2 protein-coding genes are annotated in these 3860 nt (G+C 35.0%); both read left to right on the forward strand.

Going from position 1 to position 3860, the window contains the following annotated elements; all coding sequences use genetic code 11:
* Nucleotides 1–586: 586 nt before the first annotated feature.
* Nucleotides 587–1915: an ATP-binding protein gene (locus tag ACH2BV_RS15665; RefSeq protein WP_395051722.1), complete on the forward strand. Its 1329-nt coding sequence runs from the start codon at nucleotides 587–589 to the stop codon at nucleotides 1913–1915.
* Between the two features lie 231 nt (nucleotides 1916–2146).
* The gene (locus tag ACH2BV_RS15670) at nucleotides 2147–3571 is read left to right on the forward strand and encodes an undecaprenyl-phosphate glucose phosphotransferase (RefSeq protein ID WP_395051723.1); all 1425 of its coding nucleotides are present in this window, start codon (nucleotides 2147–2149) and stop codon (nucleotides 3569–3571) included.
* The last annotated feature ends 289 nt before the right edge of the window (nucleotides 3572–3860 follow it).

Consider the following 3860-nt stretch of genomic DNA (forward strand, 5'->3'; position numbering starts at 1 on the left):
TGAAATTGGAGGCAAGGATAAATCGGGTAAGCAAATTAAGAGTCTCGAGAACGCTTATATTGTTTCAGATGACATTGAATATGGCTTTCAAAACAAAATCCCAATGTGGTTGTTCGGGTTTTTGTATTAAGAGATTGGTTAATCGGTTAACTGTTTAGGTCCTTCGTCAGGCTCAGGATGACGGGTTATTTGGTTATTTGGTTAGGAAAGGGTAATCGTTTAGGTCCTTCGACCCCTAGTCAAGCTTGGGGCAGGCTTAGCTCAGGATGACGGGTTAATCGGTTATAAAAAAGTAATTGGTTAATCGTCGAAAAGGAGAGAAGGTGCGTAATTGTACTCGAAATAGCTGACTACTATTCTTTTTGATGGCGATAGGAACCTTTCTTGATGATTGAATGTTTTATTTTTAGCATGGTACTATAGTTCAAAACCTAATCTTAATTTTACTAATAAAATAGGACGACCCTTGACTTTGATTCAAAATAGTATAAAAACAGGATTTACTTTGATACAAAATTTACTTATATTTGCATTTACTTTATAACAAAATTGTATTTTGAATTTAAAACGGCACCTCATATCGCAATTGAACGAATGGAAGAACAAGTCCAATCGGAAACCTTTACTTCTTAGGGGGGCAAGACAGGTAGGCAAGACCACCTTAGTGAAAGAGTTTGCAAAGACGTATCCGTTCCAATTGTATCTTAACCTAGAAAAAAAAGCCGATCGTCAATTTTTTGAGCAAACCGATAATGTAAAAACAATCCTAGAAGCTTTATTTATATCCAATAATTTACAATCAAAGGATATTCAAAATACCTTGCTTTTCATAGATGAAATACAGGAACAACCAAAAGCGATACAAGCTTTACGTTATTTTTATGAAGAGATTCCAGAATTGCATGTTATTGCAGCAGGTTCTTTGCTTGAATTTGCACTTAAAGACATTCAAAGCTTTCCGGTGGGAAGGGTAGAATTTTTATATTTATTTCCTTTTAATTTTATTGAATATTTAGAAGCGCTACAGCATAAGACGGGTCTTGAACAGCTAAAAAGCATTCCGATAAAACCAGTTGCACACACTGCCTTACTCCAATTGTTTAATCAATATACAATCATTGGCGGAATGCCAGAAGTAGTAAGAGAGTATGTTCAAGGAGAGAGTGTTGCGAATTTAACCCCCATATATGAGAGTATTTGGAGTTCGTATGCCAGTGATTCAGAAAAATATACTTCTGGCACTACGGCAAAAAATGTTATGAAGCATATTATGGCAACAGCCGCTTTTAGCATCGATGAGCGCATTAAATTTCAGAATTTTGGAAAATCGAACTATCAGTCGAGAGAAGTGGGAGAAGCATTACGGAATTTGCATCAAGCTAAAATTATTCAACTTATTTATCCCACTACCTCAGTAGAAGTGCCTATAATTCCAGATTTTAAGAAATCACCACGACTACAATTTTTAGACACGGGTATTCTCAATCATATTCTGGGGATTACTGCTCAAATGCTACCCTTACAAGATTTAAGTAAAAGTTATAAAGGTGCCATTATACCTCATATTATTACGCAAGAAATACTGTCAATTCAATCTAAAAAATCTGATTTGCCCCATTTTTGGGTCAGGGAAAAGAAACAGTCTTCTTCTGAAATTGATTTGGTTTATGCTATTGATGGAAAAGTAATTCCTATTGAAATTAAATCTGGAAGTACAGGATCTTTAAAATCGCTTCATCAATTTATTGAAAAGGCTAACCATCCTTATGCTGTTAGGATTTATGCAGGTGAGTTTGAAATTCAAACTGCAAAAACACCTACTGGAGTGCCTTATTTATTAATGAATCTGCCTTATTATTTGGGTACCTTGCTTCCTGAGTATTTGGATTATTTTATTAAAAAATATAGTTTGTGAGTTAGGGTTTATAGGTTAATCGGTTAGAAAAAGGTTATTTGGTTAATCGGTTAGTAAAGGGTAATCGGTTAACTGTTTAAAAAAAGATTAATCGTTTAAGAAAGAGTAATTGTTTAACCGAATTATGAATGTTACAATCGAATAACCAAATAACCACATAACCACAACCCCAGTTCACCAAATAACCCAATAATTAATTTAACAAAACCCCCAACACCGCCCAAAATCTTTATGTCTCTTTTAAAAATATTTTCAACCTACCATTTTTCCCGTTATTACAAGCTGATTCTAGTTGTTTGGGATGTAGTGCTGCTGAATGTAGCCATAACACTCTCGTATATGTTGCGATATGGAAATCTTGACTTAATACATGATAGAGTTAGACGCACTATTGCTTTATTATTGAACGTATTCTGGATTTTCTTATTATTATTCAAAGATTCCTATAGAATCATCCGGATTGAACGAATTGAGACTATTCTGCTCCGAACATTTCGTTTGCTTCTAATTCATTTTGCCTTGACTGCCGTATTCATTATTGTTTTAGACTATGACGAGATTTCTCGTTTGCGGATAATTTATTTCTATACCGCCTTTTTCATCTTCCTTGTCGTCTTCCGAATCGTATTTATGAAAACCCTGAAATACGTCAGAGCAAAGGGATATAATTATAGAAATGTGGTCATAGTAGGTGCCAATGCCACTGGGGAACGCATGAACAGAATTCTGTCTAAGGACCTTACGTATGGGTATCGTGTGACGGGATTTTTTGATGATGAAATAGATTTGGATACACAGCTAACAAAACCAATTTTAGGCGGATTTGAGGATATTGAAAACTATATTCTCACCGAAAAAGTAGATGAAATGTATATTGCTCTCCACATTAGCAAAATTGATGTCATTAATAGTATTACAGCACTTTGTGAGCGGTATATGGTTCGCATTAAGTTTATTCCTGATTTTCAACAATACACTAAAAGCAACAGGGTACATATCACTTTTTACGGGAATGGGAATGTTCCTGTTTTGATGCTGCGCAAGGAACCTCTTGAGATGACGCTCCATCGTTTGATTAAGAAACTATTTGATCTTTGTTTTTCCTTGTTCGTAATAGTATTCGTCTTTCCGTGGTTGTTTCCTATCCTGATTATACTGATTAAAGCAAATTCTCCTGGACCTGTATTTTTTGTGCAACAACGTTCGGGCAGGGAAAATGAATCATTTCCGTGTTATAAGTTTAGAACGATGCACGTCAACAAACAGGCGGATAAAATGCAGGCCACCCAAGACGATAGTCGTATAACAAAAATAGGAGCCTTTCTGCGTCGAACCAGTATGGATGAGTTGCCGCAATTTATTAATGTATTATTGGGAAATATGTCCGTGGTAGGTCCTCGTCCACACATGTTGTCACATACAAAACAATATTCAGAATTGATCAACAACTTTCTTGTGCGGCATTATGCCAAACCAGGAATAACGGGTTGGGCTCAGGTGAATGGCTTGCGTGGAGAAACCAAGGAACTTGCCGATATGAAAAACCGTGTGGAACACGATATATGGTATATCGAAAACTGGAGTTTGCTGCTGGATATAAAGATTATATGGAATACGGTAACGAGTATATTTGAAGGAGATAAAAATGCTTTTTAATTTTAGTTGTCATTTTTTTTAATCAATAAGACCATTAACCTAAACAGACAACAGTGAACCATTTGTATTAGAGCCTAAAAAAAAGTTCAAAACAGGAAAATACTAAAATTGTGACCCGTTGGGTGCAATTAATAAAATACTCAATTATTAACGAAATATAAAAATTTTAACACATAGAAACATAGTAAAAAGAACCCGTTGGGTGTAATTATTTAAAGTAAAATAAGTCGGATAAATATTGGTCAAGATACTGAAATTCAGTATCTTGAAGTCGCTAAACAAACCAATA

The sequence above is a fragment of the Flavobacterium sp. genome (assembly GCF_043780635.1).
Lineage (GTDB): Bacteria > Bacteroidota > Bacteroidia > Flavobacteriales > Flavobacteriaceae > Flavobacterium.